Source organism: Bifidobacterium pullorum subsp. gallinarum (genome assembly GCF_000741215.1).
In the GTDB taxonomy this organism is placed as follows: Bacteria; Actinomycetota; Actinomycetes; order Actinomycetales; family Bifidobacteriaceae; genus Bifidobacterium; species Bifidobacterium pullorum_B.
In genome coordinates, this window is the sequence record NZ_JGYX01000002.1 from 205,243 (window position 1) to 222,371 (window position 17,129).

Here is a 17,129-nt window from a genome sequence, read left to right on the forward strand (position 1 = left end):
TACGGCACACAGACGTTCCTCGGCGCATATAACGACGAAACGCCGACGGAACGATCGGATGACGATAATCGCCATGTCCGATACGATGACCCATGGCTGTTCCGCGGCATCGCCGCGGCACCCCCATTCATCCCCCTGCCTTCGTTCAAAGGACCGCCATGACCTCCATCCGTCGACCGCGCGCCCTAGCCTGCATAGCCCTGCTGGTGCTGTTGGGCTTTTCGCTGGGATTCTCCGAATTCACCGTCATCGGCATCGAACCCGAACTCGCCGAGGCATTCGACGTGCCGCTGGCCCGTGTGGGCGAACTCATCAGTTTCTTCTCCGTGGCCTACGCGGTGCTCACGCCGCTGCTGGCCGTATCGACCGGCCGATTCAAGCGGTTCACGCTGCTGATCGTCTATGTGACGCTGTTCTGCGTCTCCAACATCATGATGACCTTCGCGCCGACCTTCGAGGTGCTGCAGGCCGCCCGCATCCTGCTCGGCGCGGTCTCGGGCGCCCTGCTGGCCGTCGGTGTGACGTTCATTCCCGAGCTGGTGGGCGTGCATCGCATGTCGATGATGATCTCGGTGGTGTATGCGGCGTTCTCCGTGGCGATGGTGGTGGCCACGTCGGTCGGCAAGATCGTGGCCGAGGTGCTGAACTGGCATGCGGTGATGATCATCGCGCTGGTGCTGGCGCTGGCGGTCAGCGCGGCCATGCTGGCGGTGCTCCCCCGGCACGGTTCGACCGATGAACCGTCCACGGTTCGGGAACAGGCCGGACTGCTGACGGAGCCGCAGATCCTCGTCGGCATCGCGATCTTCCTGTTCGGCGTCGGCTCGGTCTACGTGTTCTACGGGTACGTCACCCCGTATCTGGAGGATGTGCTGGGCATGGACGCGGTCGGCGCGAGCATGACCCTGATGGTGTACGGCGTCATGTGCTTCGTCTCCAACCTGATCTCAGGCTGGGTGGATCTGAGATACGGCATGAAGGCGCTGCTGGTCGTGTTCCCGGTTCAGGCGCTGTTCATGGTGGCGCTGTTCATGGTCAGCCCGGCCATGCCGTGGTCTCTGGTGCCGGTCATGCTGGTGGGCCTGTCGATGTATGTGGTCTCGGTTTCCTGCATCTCGCTGTTCATGCGCGTGGCGCGCGAACGCCATCCGAAGGCGATGGTGCTGGCCAGCTCGCTGGAGCCGATGGCGTTCAACATCGGCATCGCCTTCGGCACGGCCATCGGCGGCGCCGTGGTCTCCGGCCCGGGATTGCGGTACGTCGGGCTCGTCGGGGCGCTGTTCTCATTGGTGGCGGCCGGATTCGTGCTGCTGACGCTGCTCATTGACCGCAAAGTGCGATAAAAAACCGACGTTGCCGGAATACGGCTATTCCGGCAACTCGATTCATAGCTCGAAAGCATGGGAGATCATCGGCGCATCATCGTCAAACGAAATCAGATCGCTCACTTGGACCTCCACAGGTGAGGAATCCTCCAGCACGTAACCAAGTGATACGGTGCCGGTAGCGCCTGGCTGCAGTTCGGCAAGATACGAGTTCGCATCGTATCCTTCCGGAGCATCCACGTAGATGGCCGTCTCCAGTCCATGGCCGTTCTGGAAAACGCTCGTTTGCAGCACCGATGCGAACGATGTGTTGGAATCCGTCGTGTTCGTCCATTCGAGCGTCACCAACACGGTGGGATTGCCCTCATAATCGTTCCCGCTGGATACCGCGGATACCAGACGTACATGAGCGGATTGCAGATCCCCTTCCGAATCCTGAACCGGCGCAGCCTCAGTTTCTCCATCCTCAACGCCCGAGGCATCCGCGCCCTGCTCCTGCTGGGAAGAGCCGGCACCCAACGCATCGTCGATAGCATCGACCGCAGCCTGTTGCATAGCCAAAGTGATGACGATACCCAGCACCGACAACACCAACGCAACAACCGACAGCACCTTGCCATCCCGCTTGCCGCGAAATGCGGCCACGGTGCCGACAAGTGCCAACACGGCACCGACGAATCCCAACACAGCCGCGGCATTGTTGATGATTGGTATGAAGCTCAGTATCACGGCGATGATGCCGAGAATCAACCCCACAACGCCACATATCGTGATGCCTCGATTGGCTCGTTGTCCCGATCCCACATCCGCCACGGGCTGCGGTGTTCCATGCTCATTCATGTTGTTTCCTTCTTTCTCGTCGCCTTCGGTGAAACGAATATCATGAACCCGAATAGGTACGATTGTCACGCTACGAGATAGCGCAGGAAACCGATACTGGACGAACGGTCATTTCCGTTCGCCCTTTCGGGCAATCGGTTATGCCCCGCCGCACCATGGCGAATCGCTGGAGGATGCCGATAATGGTGACTATGAGCAATCCCGACATCCGCGACCGCAACCGTCCACAGGCCGGACAAGCGGACGGCATGGCACAGGACGACGAGGTGCCGGTCCGCGGCACCTGGAAAAGCAGCCTGGTGATGGTTCCCATAGCCATCTTCATGTGTCTGGTGCAAACGTCCTTCGCCGCTGCCCGCTATGGCAGTTCGGATCCGCAGTTTCTCTGGTTCATGTTCTCCACGCTCGCCGCCATTCCTTCGGGATTGCTGCTGCTCGCCAGGGACCGCCACCCCGAAGCGGTCTTCTGGGGGTCATGCGCCCTGGTCATCGCCTTCCCCTTCGATTCGATGCTCGCCCTGATGGCCATGGCCTCGCTGCTCGCCCGGCGATCCTCGCGCGCGGTCACGGTGCGCGCCATCGCGGCGGGCGGGGCGATCGCCCTGATCGCCCAGTTGCGCGACGCGCTCAATCCGCCCGACGCGTCGCTCTGGCACGTGTTCTTCGCCAAACCCCATACCGGCGGCAATACCGGCACTCCCATCGTGATGCTGGTCGGCGAGACCCCCATCATCATCACGGCCGCGATCGCCGCGCTCATCTCCACCGCCATCGCGGCGCTCGTCGGCTTGCACCTGCGGTCCAAGGCCATCGCAGCCTCGGCCGAAGCCAAGGCCGATGCCGCCGCCAGCCAGGCGCACACCCTGCAGGCCGACCTGAACAACCAGCAGCTCGCCGACGCCATCGCGGCGGAGGCGCACGACACCCTCGCCCATTCCCTGTCGCTCCTAGCGTTGAATGCCAGCGCGCTGCAGGCCGAATCGGACAAACTGTGCACCATGACGCAGTCGAGCGAGGACGCCGTCCGCACCCGCGCCGATTCCATCGCCCAGCAGGCGCAGCAGATCCGCAGACAGGCGGCGGGCGCACTGGATGAAGCCCACACAATCATCGACATGCTCCGGCATCCCGAACAGGCGTACGTCCAACTGGCGCCCTCCGATGACACGGCCCTCACCCGGGAATCGCTCAACGCACTCATCACCGACGCGCGGCAGGCCGGCATGCGCGTGGACACCTGGATCGACATCCAGCAGCTCAGCGAGCTGGACGAGAATCTCGGCAAAATCGCCTACCGCACCATCCAGGAGGGGCTGACCAACGCTCGCAGGCATGCGCCTGATGCGCCGGTCGCCCTCCAAATCGATGCACTCCCCCGTGTCGGCGTGCATATCCATATCAGCAATCCGCTGACCGCCGGCGAACACGCACGGCCGGATCGGACCGGCAACGGGCTGACCGGCATCGCCGCCCGGATCCACAGCGCCGGCGGCACCTGCGCATACGGCGCCGACGAACAAGGCGTGTTCCATATCGATGCCCGTCTGCCGTGGATCGGTAGCGCCACCGGACAGCAGTCGAACGTTGCCGGCCTGGCCTAGGATACAACCGTGAGCGAGTTGGAGAACAACCGTCCGATCCGTGTTAGCGTGGTGGACGATGACCCGATGATCTGTCAGGCGATGGGTCTGATTCTCAACGATTATTCCGAAGGCCGCATCACCGTCGTATCCACGTCGGTCGATGGCCGCGAGGCGGTCGAGCGTGCGGAGCAGGAGCATCCGGACGTGGTGCTCATGGACATCGCCATGCCGGGAATCGACGGCATCGAGACAACACAGCGGTTGCGCGCCTTACGACCCGCACCTCACGTGCTCGTCCTCACCTCGCTGAGCCCAGCCGACACGGTCGAACGCGCGGTCGAGGCCGGCGCGGAGGGGTTCGTATCCAAGACGGACGCGCCCGATGAGATCATCCGACGCGTAATCGGCGTCTGCAAGGGCGCGCCCCAATTCAATTCGGCGAGCCAACGGCAACTGATCGGCGGGCTCAGCCGGCAACGGCCGCAATCCCGTCGCGATGAGGCGCGGGCCCTGTTGGACACGCTGCCCGCACGCGAGCGCGAAGCCGTCATACTGGCCGCCGAGGGGTACACGAACGCGGAGATCGCCCAACGCATGTTCATCTCCGAGCGCACGGCCAAGGCGCATCTGTCCTCGGCCGCGGACAAGCTGTGCATAGGACGCGTGCAGATGGCACGGCTCGTGGAGCGCGCCGACCTTCCCGAACAACGCTGAACGGCAGCCGCCTGCCGGTTACCATGCCTCACTGACCGCATTCGCCAACCGGACATGCGTCCAGGACATGTCGCTTTGTCCGAACCGGGACAGAACGCTAGACTGGATGGTGCCGACACGTGGCGAGGACGCCACGGCGGACAATGGCCACCTGGACAAAGGAGTTATGTATGGAGGCAATCAAGGCGATTCAGTACGGCTGCGGCAAAATGGCCAAGTACACGATGCGCTACATGCATGAGAAAGGCATCCAGATCGTCGGCGCGATCGACGTGAATCCGGAGGTCGTCGGCATGGACGCCGGCGTCTATGCGGGCATCGGTCCGATCAACGTGCCGATCCGGGCGGATGCCGAAGCGGTGCTGGACGAGTGCGACGCGGATATCGCCGTCGTGACGCTGTTCAGCTTCACCGAGGAGATCGAGGCGATGTGCGCGCAGTGCCTCAGCCGCGGCATCAGCGTCATCACCACCTGCGAGGAGGCCATCTACCCGTGGACCACCGCCCCTGCGGTGACCAACCGGCTCGACCGCATCGCCAAGGACCACGGCGCCACCATGGTCGGCTCGGGCATGCAGGACATCTTCTGGGTGAACATGGTCGCGCAGGTGGCGGCCGGCTGCCACCGCATCGAGAAGATCACCGGCGCGGTGAGCTACAACGTGGAGGATTATGGTCTGGCGCTGGCCAAGGCGCACGGCTGCGGCCTGACCGCCGAACAGTTCGAGGCCGAGCTGGCGCATCCGGAGACGATCGTGCCGTCCTACGTGTGGAACTCCAACGAGTCGCTGGCCCAGAAGATGGGCTTGACGATCCGTTCGACCACGCAGAGGGCGGTACCCTATTTCAGCGATCTGGACGTGTATTCCGAGACGCTCGGCGAGACGATTCCGGCCGGCAAGTGCATCGGCATGTCCGCCGTGGTGACCACGGAAACCAATCAGGGCATCACGCTGGAGACCTCCTGCATCGGCAAGGTCTACGGGCCGGACGACGGCGACATGTGCGACTGGACGATCGCCGGCGAACCGGATGTGGAATTCCACGTGGTCAAGCCGGCCACGGTCGAACACACCTGCGCCACCATCGTCAACCGCATCCCGGATGTACTCAATGCTCCGGCGGGCTATGTAACCGCCGACCAGCTCGATGAGATCAGCTACCTGACCTACCCGGCCTCGCTGTACGTGTGCTGATTTGAATTACCGGATGGCCTGCCCCAGCGGGCGGCCCTGACACCGCCGCCCGCTGGCCCCACCCAGTGGGCGGATTGTTCGTTCAGTGGGCGGGCTATGGCAAAGCCTCGGCTTGGAATGGAGCCATTTTCAGCCATATCTCAAGCCGAGGCTTCATGATAGGGCGCCCACTGAAGCGTTCATTCGCCCACTGAAGAGAATCTCAGCCTTGGCTCGGCGCGTCGTCGCCCAGGATATCCGCCTGCTGAATGGCGGGGCCTGCGGGAATCAGGCTTGGGTGGCCTTCCAGGCGCGGTATTCGGCGGCCTTGGACTGCCAGTATTCGCGATCCCTTTCGCCGATCTCACGGATGACGCGGCACGGGTTGCCGACGGCCACCGAATGAGACGGGATGTCCTTGGTCACCACCGATCCGGCGCCGATCACCACATCATCGCCGATCGTCACGCCCGGGCAGACGATGACGTTGCCGCCGAACCAGACGTCGCTGCCGATGGTGATGGGCAGACCGCCCTCCATGGCCTCGTTGCGCACCTCGGCGTCGATCGGATGGTACGGGGTGTACAGGCCGACGCGCGGGCCGAAGAACACGTTGTCGCCGATGGTGATCGGGGCGACGTCCAGGAAGATGCAGTCCATGTTGGCGTAGAAGTTCCTGCCGATGCGCGTGTTCGAGCCGTAGTCGCAGTTGAACGGCGCCTCGACGAAGGACCCCTCCCCCAGTTCGGCGAACAGCTCGCGGAAGAGCGCCATGCGCTCGTCGAGCCTGTCATAGTCCATCGTGTTGATCGCATGCACAAGGCGGCGTTTGCGCATGTTGGCCGCGCCGAGTTCCGGGTCGGCCGCCACATACAGTTCGCCGGCGAGCATACGTTCCTGTTCGCTGGTGTATTGCGTCATGCACACCATGCAACACCATCGCGCGATGCAACACGCCGACATAATGACAACGTTTGCATATTTATGGAAGACATCGCAGGCTTACGCCGCAGCGCAAGCCCCGACACAGTCGACGATCGCCAGGCACAATCCAGTTATCCGAGGACATACCTCGTATGCAGGGAGAAGAATCGAAGGACTCCCGACTATCGCACAGTTACAGGGTGCCGCGCACGAGAACGCGGGCCGGATGCTCCCGGCCCGCAACAAAGCCCTCCCCCGACAGAGAAAACGAATATCCGCCCGGCGAGCAGGAGGAGGGTTCGCCGGACGGATATTGGCCCGGTCAGCCGCGCCTACGCCTCAGGTAGCCGCGCACCATCAGCGCCTCGGCACCGATCAGCAGCAAGCCGATCACCGCATCGATGCCGATCACCGCCATCTTCCACGGTTCGAGACCGGTCTGCGGTGCGCCGTTCTCATACACCCAGCTGTTCACCACGGTGTAGAGGATGTGTCGACTCGCCTCGCGCAGATACTGTACGGTGCTGGCGTCGGAGGTGTCCTGCGGCACGTTCGGACCTGAGCCATAGGTGGAGAGCATCGCATCCACACCGTTGGCGAGCGCCGCGTCGGCGTTCATGAAGCCGTGGCCGTTGTCCCGGAAATAGTCGGAGATGGCCATGCCCTTAAAACCCCATTCGTCGCGCAGCACGGTCTGGAGCAGGTTGCTCCATTCACCGGCCCACTTGATGCCGATATAGTTCCACGAGACCATCAGCGCCTGCGCGCCGCCGTCCTTGACACCCATCTCGAAGGGTTTCAGGTAGATCTCGCGGACGGCCTGTTCGTTGGACCAGACGCTGACCATCTTGGAGTTGCCGTCATACAGGGCGAAATGTTTGATGAACGCGTACACTCCCTGGCTCTGGCAACCCTGAATCGCCGCCGTGGCCATGATGCCGGAGAGCGTGCCGTCCTCCGAGTAGAACTCGTAGTTGCGGCCGCCGAAGGGGCTGCGGTGGATGTTCACGCCCGGCGCGTACCAGCCTGCGATGTTCATCTCGCGGCACATGCGCCCCATCATCTCGCCGTAGTCGTGGACCAGATCCGGGTTCCAGGTCATCGCGATCAGGGTGGCCACGCCGAAACCGATCGAGCCGTCGCCGGTGAAGTTGTTGTTGATGGCGGCGGGGCCGTCGGCATCGATGACCTGCACCTTGCCGATTGATTCGACGGCGGGGGTCTGGTAGCCGGCGAGCGAGGTCAGGTCGACCATATCCCGCACGCTCATCTCGTCGAGCAGTTCGTCCCACTGCGGGTCGTCGATGTCCACGCCGCGCAGGTCGGCAAGCTGCACGCCGTTCCTGGCACCGGTGGTCGGCATCTGTGCCTCCGGGTCAAGATAGGTGGTGTAGTCGAAGTTCTCGTTGATGTGGTACTGCGCGCGCAGATCGTCGGGCAGGACGTCGCTGCCCTTGGCGGTGGCCTCCTCGTAATTGGCGAAGTGGTCGGCACGCGACAGATACGGCAGGCCGCCGTTCGCGTCGTCGAATTCGTTGTTGGCGGCGGCCAGGTCGCCGTTGTGGGTATCCTCGCCATCGTAGACGATCTCGTCGGCGACGGTCCAGACACGGCTGTCGAGTTCGGTGTGGGAGTCGGCGTTGACGGAGATGGTGTAGTCGCCAGTCTCCAGCACCCACGCCTTGGCATCCTCGTAGTCATAGGAGGCCAGGTCGTCGGGGGTGAAGGTGAGGTTGATGGTCTGCGATTCGCCAGGTTCGAGCAGGTCGGTCTTCCGCTCGTCCAGCAGGTTGGCGGTGGCCTTCTCGATGCCTCCGTTGGTGTAGGGCGGATTGTAGTAGACCTCGACCACGTCCTTGCCGGCCACGTCGCCGGTGTTGGTGACGGTCACCTCGAACGAGAGCCCGTCACCGTCCTCGATGATGTCGCTCATGCTCTGGTCGAACGTGGTGTAGCTCAGGCCGTGACCGAACGGGAACTGGACGACCGAATCGTAATCGATCAGACCCTCGTCCGCGGCGGTCTCATAGAACTTGTATCCCACGTAGATGCCCTCGGTGTAGTCGAGGTACGCGGGAGAGAAGTCCTGCGGCACACCGGCGTTCATGCCCTGGACGGTCATGTCCTTCATATTGCTGTAGTCGGTTTTCACCGCGCTGTTCCACCACGGCGTCTGGGTCATGTCATAGACGAGCGTGTCGGTGGTGCGCCCGGAGGGGTTGACCTCGCCATTAAGGATGCGTCCGAGCGCGCTGAAACCGGCATGGCCGGGGCCGGGGCACCAGATGGCGGACTTGATCTGCTCGTATCGGTCGAGGAAGCCGAGCTCCATTGGGTTGGCGCTGTTGACCAGCACGATGACGTTGTCGAAGTTCCCGCAGACCATGTCCACCAGGTCCTCTTCGGTCTGGGAGAGCTTGAGGTAGTGTTCGCCCGTCTCGAAGTCCTGGTATGCGGTGGAGTTGGATTCGAACTTGGCCTGGCTCACGTCGGTCGGCAGGTCGTTCTGGCCTTCGCTGGCCGCACGGGAGAACGTGACGACCGCCACGTCGGAGAATGCCTTGGCACCGTCGATCAGCTCCTGCGGATAGGAGTCGATCGGGGGTTCGGGCAATGACCAGCTCTGCTTGTTGATCGACATCTCCGGACGATCGCTGTATTCGGCGTAGAAGTCGGCGAGGTCCTGGTTGACCCGGAACCCGGCGTCCTCCAGGCTCTGCTGGATCGAGACCTTCTCATACAGGTCGTTGATGCCGCCGGAGCCGCCGCCCGCGTAGGAGGGATTCTCCGAAGCCCAACCGAACAGATTGATGGAATCGACGCCGTCCAGCGGCAGCAGGCCGTCATCGTTCTTCAGCAGCACGAATCCCTCCTCGGCGATTCGTTCGGACAGCTGCTTGGCTTCCTCGGTGGTTCCCTCGCTGACCGTGGCCCTCTCGCTGAACGCCATGCCGATCAGCGTGGACATCGGGATCAGCACGATGAGATTGACCACCACCACAATCGAGAGGATCGCCCCCAATACTGCATTGCCGCGGACCAGACCACGCAGTGGCTTGCCGATCCAGTGGGCCCCGACGGCGACCGCAACCGCGATCACCAGCAGTACGCCCAAGGCGACCAGATACCATTTGCAGGTCTGCAGGACGCCGATGACGTCCTCCATGTTGATGCCTACCATCCTGTCTCCTTTGCTCAGGCGAATCCGACGGCAGCGTCGGACCGCTGTTCCTATGGGAAGCGTGCGGGGCGATCCCTGCGGATATCGGGATCGTTCCGCCGTTGGAGCCAGTACAGCAGAATCATGCAGCCGATGCGGAACGAACGCACCGTTCTGTCATGTGATGGGCAAATTCTGCACCCGTGACCGTGCGCAATCCGGGCGTGGCACGGTGAACACGATTCGGTGTCAATGCCGAATCATGCGACGGGTACGGCGCGTCACGACGGTTCGCCGGCGCGCCCGGACCGACGGCCGGCATTCACGTACGAGGCGAAGGCCTGCTTGAACGCCGCGCGACGGGGACGGCTGATCGGCAATCGATCGCCGTTGGACATGATGGCCTCGTGTTCCGCCACGGCGGTCACATGCGCCAGATTGACCAGATATCCGGAGTTCGCGCGCACGAAGGCGTGGTCGAGTTCGATCAGCCGCTCCTCAAACCGGATGATCGAGCAGACGATCTGCATATTGCCGAGCATCGTATGCAGGATGGTTCGGTGCTTCACCGAATCGACGTAGATGATCTCGTCAAGACGCATCCGGCGTGTCCTGCCACCGGATATGACCTGGATCGTGCGGCGCTCGCAGGCGCGTCGCCCATCCAGACACCGGGTCATATCATGCGCGAACACCTCATAGGACGGCGGCTTGAGGATATAGGACATCGCATTGATCTCATAGCCGCCGACCGCATACTCGTCGGTCAGGGAGACAAGGATCGCCTCCACCGCATCATCCACCTCACGAATCCGACGCATCACACCGAGCCCGTCGATGCCGCCCAGATCCACATCGATGATGATGACGTCCCAATCGGGGGTATATGAGGCGACGAACGCGTCGCCGTCGTCGAACACGGTGACGTCCAACGCCCTGCCCTGCTCGGCCTCATACCGTCGGCACAGACCGGTCAGGATCGTCTGGCACGCCGGGGCGTTATCGACGATGGCGACGCGAACCATGTCCCCTCCTTCAACGAATCAGATGGACATCAGTCTGCCACTGTCGCGATGCAACACGCCGCTACATCCGTATACGCTCCGCCCATCAGGGTGACACGACCGCGGATTGCCGCATGGTCGTCAGGCTCGGCTCATAACGAGAAACGCCCGCCCCGCAGGCATGGGGGCAGGCGTTTCGGTGTACGGCGGTTTCCGCGTCAGCGCTTCATCAGGTTGCGCAGCACGTACTGCAGGATGCCGCCGTTGCGGTAGTAGTCGGCCTCACCGGGCGTATCGATGCGCACGATCGCGTCGAATTCGACCACAGTGCCGTCGGTCTTGGTGGCGGTGACGTGCACGGTCTTCGGGGTCTCGCCGTCGTTCAGCGCCTCGATGCCGGCGATGTCGTAGGTCTCCGTGCCGTCCAGCCCCAGCGAGGCGTAGGATTCGCCCTCGGGGAACTGCAGCGGCAGCACGCCCATGCCGATCAGGTTCGACCGGTGGATGCGCTCGAAGCTTTCGGTGATCACGGCCTTCACGCCGAGCATCATCGTGCCCTTGGCCGCCCAGTCGCGCGAGGAACCGGTGCCGTACTCCTTGCCGGCCAGCACGACCAGCGGCACGTCATGCACCTGGTAGTCGCGCGAGGCCTCGTAGATGGTCGTCGGGCGCCCGGCCAGGAAATCATAGGTGTAGCCGCCCGGTGTGACCTCCCGCCCGACCGAGGCGAGCAGCTGGTTGCGCAGACGGATGTTGCCGAATGTGCCGCGCACCATGACCTCGTGGTTGCCACGACGGGAACCATACGAGTTGAAGTCCTTCGGCTCGACGCCGCGGTCGGTCAGGTACCGGCCGGCGGGGCTGTCGGCCTTGAACGCGCCGGCAGGCGAGATGTGGTCGGTGGTCACCGAATCGCCGAGCAGCGCCAGCACGCGGGCGCCGTGGATGTCGCGCACCGGCTCGGGGTCCGCGCCCATGCCGTCGAAGAAGGTCTGCCGGCGCACGTAGGTGGAGGCCTCGTCCCAGGCGAACAGATCGCCCTCGGGCACGTCGAGGCCGCGCCAGCGCTCGTCGCCGTCGAACACGGAGGCGTAGTCCTTCAGGAACATCTCACGGCTGACCGTGCCGTTCACCACGGCCTCGACCTCGGCGTTGGTGGGCCAGATGTCCTTGAGGAACACGGGCCTGCCCTCCGGGTCCGTTCCCAGCGGCTCGGCGGCGAAGTCGAAGTCCATCGTGCCGGCGAGCGCGTAGGCGATGACCAGCGGCGGCGAGGCCAGGTAGTTCATCTTGACGTCCGGCGAGATGCGCCCCTCGAAGTTGCGGTTGCCCGACAGCACGGCCGTGACGGTCAGGTCGTTGGCGTTGATGGCCTCGGAGATCTCGGGCAGCAGCGGCCCGGAGTTGCCGATGCAGGTGGCGCAGCCATAGCCGACGAGCTGATAGCCCAGGGCGTCCAGGTCGTCCTGCAGCCCCGCGGCCTTGAGGTAGTCGGTGACGACCTGGGAGCCCGGTGCCAGCGAGGTCTTGACCCACGGTTTGGGCTTGAGGCCCTTGGCCACCGCGTTGCGGGCAATCAGCCCGGCGGCGATCATCACCGAGGGGTTCGAGGTGTTCGTACAGCTGGTGATCGAGGCGATGGCCACGGCGCCGTTCGTCAGGGCGAAGTCGCCGCGGAAGGCGGTGTGGACCGGCACCGGTTCGGTGACGGTGTCGACGGTCTCATACGTGGGCAGCGCCGCTTCGAACGCCTGCTTGGCCGCGGACAGTTCGATGCGGTCCTGCGGACGCTTCGGCCCGGCGATGGAGGGGACGACCGAACCGAGATCGAGTTCGAGGTACTCGGAGTAGGTCGGCTCCACATAGCCGGGTGCGGTGGCGTCTCCCCACAGCTTGTTCGCCTTGGCATACGCCTCGACCAGGGCGACCTGCTCCTCGGAACGGCCGGTCAGGCGCAGGTAGTCAAGCGTGACGTCGTCGATCGGGAAGATGCCGCAGGTCGAGCCGAATTCCGGCCCCATATTGCCGATGGTGGCGCGGTTGGCCAGCGGCACGGAGGCGATGCCCTCGCCGTAGAATTCCACGAACTTGCCGACGACGCCGTGCCGGCGCAGCATGTCGGTGATGGTCAGGACCACATCGGTGGCCGTGACGCCCTCCGGGATGGCGCCGGTGAGCTTGAAGCCGACGACGCGCGGCACCAGCATGGAGATCGGCTGGCCAAGCATGGCGGCCTCCGCCTCGATGCCGCCGACGCCCCAGCCGAGCACGCCCAGGCCGTTGACCGTGGTGGTGTGCGAGTCGGTGCCCACGCAGGAATCGAGGTAGGCGAGCTCGCGGCCGTCGGAGTCCGCCGCGGCCTGGCGCATAACGACCTGCGCCAGGTATTCGATGTTGACCTGGTGGATGATGCCGGTGCCCGGCGGCACCACGCGGAAGTTCCTGAAGGCCTGCTGCCCCCAGCGCAGGAACTGGTAGCGTTCGCGGTTGCGCCGGTATTCGATGTCCATGTTGCGTTCGATGGCATCAGCCACGCCGTAGTTGTCGATCTGCACCGAATGGTCGATGACCATGTCGGACTGCACCTGCGGGTTGATGACCTGCGGGTCGCCGCCCAGGGCCTTGACCGCGTCGCGCATCGTGGCCAGGTCGACCACGCAGGGCACGCCGGTGAAGTCCTGCATGACCACGCGGCTGGGTGTGAACTGGATCTCATGGCTGGGCTCGGCGTCCGGATCCCAGTCGAGCAGCGCCCGGACATGGTCGTCGGTGATGTTCGCGCCGTCGATATTGCGGACCAGGTTCTCGACCAATACCTTCAGCGAGTACGGCAGATGGTCGATGCCGTCCAGATCGTCGATGCGGTAGTAGTCGTATTCCTTGCCCGCCACGTTCAACGTGGACAGTTGGCTGTCGCGCAGTGCCATGAATCCCTCCGACCGTCAGGGCGAGACGCGGACCTGATGCGGAACGCCTCGCCATCGATACACCGCATCCCACGGTACCGTGTCCGCGTCCCGGCTCTGGCGTGTCGGCTTGTCATGTGAGACAATTCGGCGTTCGTTCCTCAGCGTTCGGCATGGCGATGCTCCACGATCCGCCACACCTTGGGCACGGCGAACAGGCAGAGCGCGAAGATGACCGCGGCCATGGCCAATGCCACCAGCGTGGCGACCAGCGTTCGCCCGGTCGGCAGCTGCAGCGCGAAGAACGAGGCGACGAACGGGATGCACGCGCCGATCACGCCGGCCGCCGCGAAGCAGGCCACCAGAATCCCCCGCCAGGAACGCAACGGCTTGGCCACGCGCGCCAGCATGAACACGCCCATGACGAACAGGATGATCGCGCAGGTGGCGCGCAGCGAGACCAGATCCGCGTCCGACCCGGACACGTTCCATCCCATGATGCCCGGCAGCGCCCAGGCGGCCAGCAGCACCGACAGCGCCGTGGCCAGACCACCGGGGAGCGCGAAATGCACCACACGCTTGAGGAACCCGGGGATATAGCGTCTGGTGTTCGGGGCCAGCGCCAGGATGAACGCGGGCGCGCCGATGGTCAGTGCACCGATGTAGGTGATATGCCGCGGCAGGTACGGGTACGGGATCTGCGTGAGGACCACGCCGAGCGAGATCAGCGCCGAGTACACGGTCTTGACCAGGAACAGGCTGGCCACGCGCTCCATGTTGGCCATCACCTGGCGGCCTCGCGCCACCACGTCAGGCAGATGGGAGAACTTCGAATCGACCAGCACCACCTGCGCCACGGCCTTGGTGGCCGGGGCGGCGTTGCCCATCGCGATGCCCAGATCGGCCTCCTTGATGGCGAGCGCATCGTTGACGCCGTCGCCGGTCATCGCCACCACATGCTCGCCGGCGTGCAGCGCCTGCACGATGGCCTTCTTCTGATCGGGCAGCACGCGTCCGAGCACGTCCACATGCTCCAGCACGCGGGCCATCTCATCGATGTCCTCGGGCAGCTCACGGGCGTCCATCGCCACGAGGCGGCGGTCCCCGGTCAGGCGCACCTTGGCGGCGATCGCCCCGACCGTGGCGGGGTTGTCTCCCGAGATGACGCGGCAGCGCACGCCCTGGTCACGGAACCAGGCCAGCGTCTGCTCGGCATCGGCGCGGATGCGTTCCGAGCAGATCACCAACGCCACCGGCCGGGCCTGCGGAATCAGCCGCGGCTCGTCCGCCAGCGAAGGCTGCTCGGCCCCATCGGCCCGCATCGTCGGCTCCATGCGGTCGGCGGGAAGATGCGCCACCAGCAGGACACGGTCGCCGTCGGCGGCGTAGGCGTTGGCTTGGCTCAGGACATCGGCGTGGTCGCCGTCCAACGCCGCCAGGATGACCTCCGGCGCGCCCATGTACCACAGCCCTCCGGGCACGGCGAACGACGACGGCTGGCCCGCCTCGCTCGCGGCCGCGCCGACCAGCCCGTACCCCTGCTCGGGGTAGGCGACGGCACTCCATTTGCGGGCCGAGGAGAACGGGACGCGCGTCTCGATGCCGGCGGGCACGTATCCCCGCTCCCCCAACGCCTCAAGGATCGCCCGGCCGGTGCCGTTGGGCTGCTCCTCGTAGGCCAGGTCGTACAACGCCTGCAATACGCTGTCCTCCTGCGGATGTCCGGAGGCCTTATCCGGGCCCGCGGCCGCCGCATCAGCATCCAGCATGACCAGACGGTTGAACGCGATGCCGCCGTCGGTGATGGTGCCGGTCTTGTCCAGGTTCAAACTGTCCACGCGGGCGAGCGTCTCCACCGATTCGAGTTCCTGCACCAGCGTGTTCTTGCGCGCCAGGCGGATTGCGGCGAGCGCGAAGTTCAGCGAGGTGAGCAGCACCAGGCCTTCGGGGATCATGCCCACCACGCCCGCCACGGCCGAGACGACGGCCTGGCGCCATTCGCCGGTGGCGATGGCCACGCCCCATCCGCCGACGGTGTTGATCTGCGACCAGACGAGCAGCGCACACAGGGGCACGACCAGGAAGGTCATGAATTTCAGGATGGTGTTGATGCCCTTGTTCAAGTCGGAGACGGTTTTCTTGTAGACCTTGGCCTGGGCGGTCAGCGTGGCCGCGTAGCTGTGTTCGCCCACGGCGTTCACGCGGACAAGGGCCATGCCGGACACCGCGGTGGACCCCGAGTAGATCTGGCCCCCCTCGGTTTTGCGGACCGTGCGCGACTCGCCGGTCAGCATCGACTCGTCGAGCTCCAGCCCCCAGCTTTCGATGATCTGCGCGTCCGCCGGCACCTGCTCGCCGGAACGGATCCACATGACGTCGTCGAGCACGATCTGGTCGTGCGGCACCTCGACGTCCCGGCCCTCGCGGCGCACCAGGAAGTCCGACGCCACCAGGATCGAGAGTTTGTCCAGGGTGCGCTTGGCACGCAGTTCGGTGACGATGCCGATGCCGGTGTTGATGATGATGACGAAGCCGAACACCGCGTCACGCCAGGATCCGGTGACCAGCACCAGCACCATGGCCGCCAGGATGATGCCGTTGAACAGGGTGAAGACGTTGGCCCGGATGATCTCCGCCAACGAACGCGACGTGGAATCCTTGACCTTGTTGGTCCGCCCAGATTCCGCACGGGCCTCGACCTCGGCACGGCTCAGGCCGCGCTCGGCGGTGGCGGGCATGGAGGGGGCGTCATTGGGTGTGCTCATGTCATCCTTTGCGTTTCGTGCGTACAACGGTCACTATCCATTATTGGCCGCAGCCGTCCGGCGATGGTACATATCTACCCTGATTCTTCCCTGAGCGTCCCGCGGCCGCCATCGTCCGCAGGGGTGATGTCCCGCTGCGTCAGTCGGCGACCGACGTGCTGACCATCATGGTCTTCTCGTGCGGCAGGTCGTCGATGACGGTCATCACCGCGTCGTCGATCGGCGTGGCGTCCATCGCGCGGTCATTGACGGTCAGCGCCGCCGCATACAGCGTGTCGTCAGGCAGCTCCCCCACCGGGTTGAGCAGCGCCACCGGTATGCCCGCCCCACGGGCGTCGCCGAGCGCGTCGTCCCAGCCGCCGGCCGTGTCGTCGGTGATGGCGGGGCGGCTGACGACGATGATCGCCACCTGCCGTTCGGCCATATCCCTGACGCCCTGCTGCGCCGTGCCCTGTGCGTCGTCGACCCCGTCCGTGGACAGGTAGGAGGTCCGCAATCCGGACACATCGAACGCCTGCAGCACGATCCGGTCGAAGTCCGGCTGGTCGGATCCGATGAAGCCGATGACCACGTCGCCCCGGTCCAGTCCGTCGAACGCCACGTCGGGCTCCTGCTCCTGGGTGTCCCCGACGGCCTTGCCGGGCGGCGTGCAGGCGGGCAGCGCCAACGCCAGCGCGGCGGTGGCGGTCACGCCCATGATGCGGCGAAACAGGTGTGTCATAGCTCCGTCCTC

Annotated in this window: 11 protein-coding genes; 4 read left to right on the top strand and 7 right to left on the bottom strand. The window is 64.6% G+C overall.

Translation table 11 applies throughout. From position 1 onward, the window contains the following. Positions 1-158 precede the first annotated feature (158 nt). Positions 159-1,343 carry an MFS transporter gene (locus tag BIGA_RS03120; RefSeq protein WP_081929389.1) on the top strand — a complete coding sequence of 395 codons (1,185 nt, stop codon included), beginning with the start codon at positions 159-161 and terminating at the stop codon, positions 1,341-1,343. Between the two features lie 42 nt (positions 1,344-1,385). Here BIGA_RS03120 and BIGA_RS03125 read toward each other — a convergent pair whose 3' ends face one another. After that, the gene (locus BIGA_RS03125) at positions 1,386-2,165 is read right to left on the bottom strand and encodes a DUF5067 domain-containing protein (protein ID WP_033506012.1); all 780 of its coding nucleotides are present in this window, start codon (positions 2,163-2,165) and stop codon (positions 1,386-1,388) included. A 302-nt stretch (positions 2,166-2,467) separates the two neighbouring features. Here BIGA_RS03125 and BIGA_RS03130 point away from each other — a divergent pair, with 302 nt between their 5' ends. From BIGA_RS03130 to BIGA_RS03140, 3 genes are all read left to right on the top strand, one after another. Beyond that, positions 2,468-3,766: a sensor histidine kinase gene (locus BIGA_RS03130; RefSeq protein WP_081929452.1), complete on the top strand. Its 1,299-nt coding sequence runs from the start codon at positions 2,468-2,470 to the stop codon at positions 3,764-3,766. A gap of 9 nt (positions 3,767-3,775) precedes the next feature. Then, the gene (locus BIGA_RS03135) at positions 3,776-4,462 is read left to right on the top strand and encodes a response regulator transcription factor (RefSeq protein WP_033506011.1); all 687 of its coding nucleotides are present in this window, start codon (positions 3,776-3,778) and stop codon (positions 4,460-4,462) included. 170 nt (positions 4,463-4,632) lie between these two features. Further along, a complete protein-coding gene (locus BIGA_RS03140; protein ID WP_033506009.1) occupies positions 4,633-5,658 on the top strand; it encodes an NAD(P)H-dependent amine dehydrogenase family protein in 1,026 nt (341 codons plus the stop codon). A 267-nt stretch (positions 5,659-5,925) separates the two neighbouring features. Here BIGA_RS03140 and BIGA_RS03145 read toward each other — a convergent pair whose 3' ends face one another. The 6 genes from BIGA_RS03145 to BIGA_RS03170 form a co-directional block, all read right to left on the bottom strand. After that, the gene (locus tag BIGA_RS03145) at positions 5,926-6,558 is read right to left on the bottom strand and encodes a sugar O-acetyltransferase (RefSeq protein ID WP_033506263.1); all 633 of its coding nucleotides are present in this window, start codon (positions 6,556-6,558) and stop codon (positions 5,926-5,928) included. A gap of 325 nt (positions 6,559-6,883) precedes the next feature. Next, positions 6,884-9,742, bottom strand: a complete 2,859-nt coding sequence (locus BIGA_RS03150; protein WP_033506008.1) for a glycoside hydrolase family 3 N-terminal domain-containing protein — start codon at positions 9,740-9,742, stop codon at positions 6,884-6,886. A 260-nt stretch (positions 9,743-10,002) separates the two neighbouring features. After that, positions 10,003-10,746, bottom strand: coding sequence for a LytR/AlgR family response regulator transcription factor (locus BIGA_RS03155; RefSeq protein ID WP_051917047.1), 744 nt, complete (start codon positions 10,744-10,746; stop codon positions 10,003-10,005). Positions 10,747-10,943: 197 nt separating this feature from the next. Then, positions 10,944-13,652, bottom strand: a complete 2,709-nt coding sequence (gene acnA, locus BIGA_RS03160) for an aconitate hydratase AcnA (RefSeq protein WP_033506006.1) — start codon at positions 13,650-13,652, stop codon at positions 10,944-10,946. Positions 13,653-13,792: 140 nt separating this feature from the next. Further along, positions 13,793-16,369, bottom strand: coding sequence for an HAD-IC family P-type ATPase (locus tag BIGA_RS03165; RefSeq protein ID WP_033506259.1), 2,577 nt, complete (start codon positions 16,367-16,369; stop codon positions 13,793-13,795). Between the two features lie 166 nt (positions 16,370-16,535). Then, positions 16,536-17,117: a type 1 periplasmic-binding domain-containing protein gene (locus BIGA_RS03170; protein WP_051917048.1), complete on the bottom strand. Its 582-nt coding sequence runs from the start codon at positions 17,115-17,117 to the stop codon at positions 16,536-16,538. Between the last annotated feature and the right edge of the window lie 12 nt (positions 17,118-17,129).

Excerpts from the sequence above, each read along its gene's own strand:
- acnA (WP_033506006.1), bottom strand. The coding sequence starts at position 13,652 with ATGGCACTGCGCGACAGCCAACTGTCCACGTTGAACGTGGCGGGCAAG.
- BIGA_RS03155 (WP_051917047.1), bottom strand. The coding sequence starts at position 10,746 with ATGGTTCGCGTCGCCATCGTCGATAACGCCCCGGCGTGCCAGACGATC.
- BIGA_RS03125 (WP_033506012.1), bottom strand. The coding sequence starts at position 2,165 with ATGAATGAGCATGGAACACCGCAGCCCGTGGCGGATGTGGGATCGGGA.
- BIGA_RS03130 (WP_081929452.1), top strand. The coding sequence starts at position 2,468 with ATGGTTCCCATAGCCATCTTCATGTGTCTGGTGCAAACGTCCTTCGCC.
- BIGA_RS03145 (WP_033506263.1), bottom strand. The coding sequence starts at position 6,558 with ATGACGCAATACACCAGCGAACAGGAACGTATGCTCGCCGGCGAACTG.
- BIGA_RS03170 (WP_051917048.1), bottom strand. The coding sequence starts at position 17,117 with ATGACACACCTGTTTCGCCGCATCATGGGCGTGACCGCCACCGCCGCG.
- BIGA_RS03120 (WP_081929389.1), top strand. The coding sequence starts at position 159 with ATGACCTCCATCCGTCGACCGCGCGCCCTAGCCTGCATAGCCCTGCTG.
- BIGA_RS03140 (WP_033506009.1), top strand. The coding sequence starts at position 4,633 with ATGGAGGCAATCAAGGCGATTCAGTACGGCTGCGGCAAAATGGCCAAG.
- BIGA_RS03150 (WP_033506008.1), bottom strand. The coding sequence starts at position 9,742 with ATGGTAGGCATCAACATGGAGGACGTCATCGGCGTCCTGCAGACCTGC.
- BIGA_RS03165 (WP_033506259.1), bottom strand. The coding sequence starts at position 16,369 with ATGCCCGCCACCGCCGAGCGCGGCCTGAGCCGTGCCGAGGTCGAGGCC.